This is a genomic window from Pelovirga sp., assembly GCF_059864205.1.
Genome location: NZ_JCBCBS010000100.1, coordinates 1 through 3206, shown reverse-complemented (window position 1 = coordinate 3206; position 3206 = coordinate 1). Strand labels below are relative to the sequence as shown.

Annotated in this window: 4 protein-coding genes; all 4 read left to right on the top strand. The window is 52.8% G+C overall.

Annotated elements, in window-relative coordinates; translation table 11 throughout:
• The first annotated feature begins 152 nt into the window (after nt 1–152).
• Entirely contained in the window at nt 153–1433 is a 1281-nt protein-coding gene (locus AC6F7T_RS06605; RefSeq protein ID WP_500717206.1) for an aminotransferase class I/II-fold pyridoxal phosphate-dependent enzyme, read from the top strand.
• A gap of 127 nt (nt 1434–1560) precedes the next feature.
• Nucleotides 1561–1962, top strand: coding sequence for a helix-turn-helix domain-containing protein (locus tag AC6F7T_RS06600; RefSeq protein ID WP_500717205.1), 402 nt, complete (start codon nt 1561–1563; stop codon nt 1960–1962).
• Nucleotides 1962–2579, top strand: a complete 618-nt coding sequence (locus tag AC6F7T_RS06595; protein WP_191153817.1) for an ATPase — start codon at nt 1962–1964, stop codon at nt 2577–2579. Before AC6F7T_RS06600 ends, AC6F7T_RS06595 begins: the two co-directional genes overlap by 1 nt.
• 4 nt (nt 2580–2583) lie before the next feature.
• Nucleotides 2584–3072 carry a TrmH family RNA methyltransferase gene (locus AC6F7T_RS06590; protein ID WP_500717204.1) on the top strand — a complete coding sequence of 163 codons (489 nt, stop codon included), beginning with the start codon at nt 2584–2586 and terminating at the stop codon, nt 3070–3072.
• Nucleotides 3073–3206: the final 134 nt, after the last annotated feature.

Below are 3206 nucleotides of genomic sequence, written 5' to 3'. Positions count from 1 at the left end.
CCCCCTGGTTCCTGCCAACTCGCGATGAAGAATGGAGACTGAGGTCAGCTTTCCGCTTGCAGATTGCTCATCTGCCTGCTATAGAATTAAGTATGCTTTTCCTACCTTATCAATGAACTATCATCAACAACCTACTATGTCAGGAGAGACCCATGACCGATCAACCACACCATGCCATTGAGACCCTGCTCCTCCATGCCGGTCAGCAACCCGACCCGACAACCAGGTCGCGAGCAGTGCCGATTTACCAGACAACTTCTTACACCTTTGACTCCGCCGATCATGCCGCTGATCTTTTTTCCCTGAAACAGCTGGGCAATATTTATACTCGCCTGATGAACCCGACCAGCGATGTTCTTGAACAGCGCCTGGCAGCCCTTGATGGAGGGGTCGGCGCTCTGGCGCTGGCTTCCGGCTCGGCGGCCATCACCCTGGCCATCATGAACCTGGCGAAATCCGGCGACAACATCGTATCGGGCCGCGCCCTCTACGGTGGCACCTACAATCTCTTCAACCATACATTTAAACGCATGGGTTTATCTGTCCGTTTTGTCGACAGTTCTGATCCTGCCAACATTGCCGCAGCTATCGATAAAAACACCAAAGCGGTTTACATTGAAGTTCTTGGCAACCCGCAGAACAATGTTGATGATTTTGAAGCTATCGCAGCTGTTGCCCACGGACATGGCCTGCCCCTGATTGTTGACAATACAGTTGCCACCCCGTACCTGTTCCGACCCATCGACCATGGTGCGGATATCGTCTGTTATTCCCTGACCAAGTTCATCGGTGGTCATGGTACCAGCATCGGTGGCGCGGTGGTGGACAGCGGGCGTTTCGACTGGTCGAGTGGACGTTTCCCGGAATTTACAACACCTGATCCCAGCTATCACGGTCTGGTTTACCACGAAGCCCTGGGCAACCTCGCCTATATCCTCAAAATGCGCCTGACCCTGCTGCGCGATATGGGCCCGTGCATCTCCCCGTTTAATTCATTCCAGATACTCCAGGGGCTGGAAACCCTGCATGTGCGCATGCCGCGCCACTGTGAAAACGCCCTCAAACTGGCAACCTGGCTGAGCAATCATCCGGCGGTTGCCAACGTCAACTATCCGGGACTGGCGAATCATCCCGACTATGAGCGGGCGCAACAATACCTGCCCAAGGGGCAAGGAGCCATATTGACCTTTGAGATCAAGGCCGGCCTTGATGCCGGTAAAAATTTCATCAACCAGGTCAAACTGGCCAGCCATCTGGCCAACATCGGTGATGCGAAAACCCTGGTCATCCACCCGGCCTCAACCACCCACTCCCAGTTGACCGCTGAGCAGCAACTATCTGCCGGGGTGACACCGGGCATGATCCGTGTCTCAGCCGGGATCGAACACATTGATGATCTGATCGCTGACTTTGATCAGGCATTGCAAGGCTGACCAATCGCCCTTAGCGCAATGTCAATAAAGTCATCTGTGGTCAGACCGTGGGTGAAGTTATAAGACAAAAGCAAACTTGACCATCGGCGCTCCTTTGTTTACAATATGTAAACAAAGGAGACCTTCAATGACCAAACCAAAAGATCCGGCGATTGTTGCTCTGAAAGCCCTGATCAAAAGTCGTGGGCTGACTTACGCTGACCTGCGCCAGGAGATCGGATCAAGAGGCTATGTCTCTCTGATTCTGTCCGGTGAACGAAGCCTCACCAAAGGACACATTCAAAAACTTACTGCCAGATTTGGTATACCGCCGGTTGTTTTTTTCGATCAGCAGGCCGCCAATCTCTTCGCCGGTCGTAAAATCAAGGTACCGGTTGTCGACCTGCTTAACCCTGATGTCGAGCCGGATCCGGAAAACATGGATGCCCTGCTCTACGATGTCGCTCTAAAGGCTACCCGAAAGGCACAAAAAGCTCATAAAACCTTGATGAATAGTTTGCGCGATGCGGTCCAGAAGGCTGTTGCCTGATGCCACCCACGCACCAACCGGTCATTGTAGTCATCGCCGGGCCGAACGGTTCCGGCAAAACCTCATTAACACAAGATCTTCGTCTTCACCAGTGGGTCGCCGGTGAAGGGTGTATTTATGTTAACCCGGATGATATTGCCCAGGAAGTGTACGGGGACTGGAATTCCACCGAGGCGACGATAAAAGCAGCCAACCAGGCCGACAGGATGCGCGAACAGTGTCTTGAACAAAAAAACAGCCTGGTCTTTGAAACCGTTATGTCGGCTGCGAACAAGGTCGATTTTTTGCGCCGCGCCAAACGCGCCGGTTATTTTATTCGATTGTTTTTCGTCGGGACCAACTCTCCAACCATCAATGCCGCCAGGGTTGCCCAACGGGTGACGGAAGGTGGCCATACCGTACCGATCGAAAAGATTATCAGTCGCTACAGCAAATCTATCGTTAACTGTGCAGTCGTTGCCCGCTTCGTCGATCGCACCTACGTTTACGACAACTCCATCGACGGACAAAAAGCATCCAGGCTATTTCGTGCCGTTGATGGAAAAGTTCACAAAATTTATCAGGAAAATATTAACCAGTGGGCACAGATCGTACTCGACACCCTGGAACATGAATAAAGCTATGACAAACGCTAACGAAGCCTCCGCACCACCCTTCCATATTGTCCTGATCGAACCGGAAATTCCACCCAATACCGGCAACATCGGCCGCCTGTGCGCGGCGACCGGCAGCTGGCTCCATCTGGTCGGCCCGCTGGGGTTCTCCATCGATGCCAAGCAGGTGCGTCGCGCCGGTCTTGATTACTGGCCTCATGTTAAGCTGCGACGCTGGGATTCATTTGAACAACTCCAACAGGAGTTCCCCGAAGGCAGATTCTGGTACACCTCAAAAAAAGCGCAGAAGAACTACACGCAAGTTCAGTTTACGGCGGGTGACTTTATCGTGTTCGGCAAGGAAACCATGGGGTTGCCGGAAGAGATGATCGAAGCGGTCGGCGACCAGGCGATCCGCATCCCGATCTTTTCACCAGTAGTACGCAGTTTGAACCTGGCCAATGCGACGGCGATCATTCTGTTTGAGGCGTTGCGGCAGACGGGGAGGCTTGGGTAGTGGGTAGTGGGTAGTGGGGGTTTTTCCATTTACGATGAAGTCCGGTCAGCAATCTGCCGACCCTATCACGCAATTCGCCTACGGAATTTTCCGATGGTAAAAACCCCAGCATTACAGCAATTTTCACCTGTGTA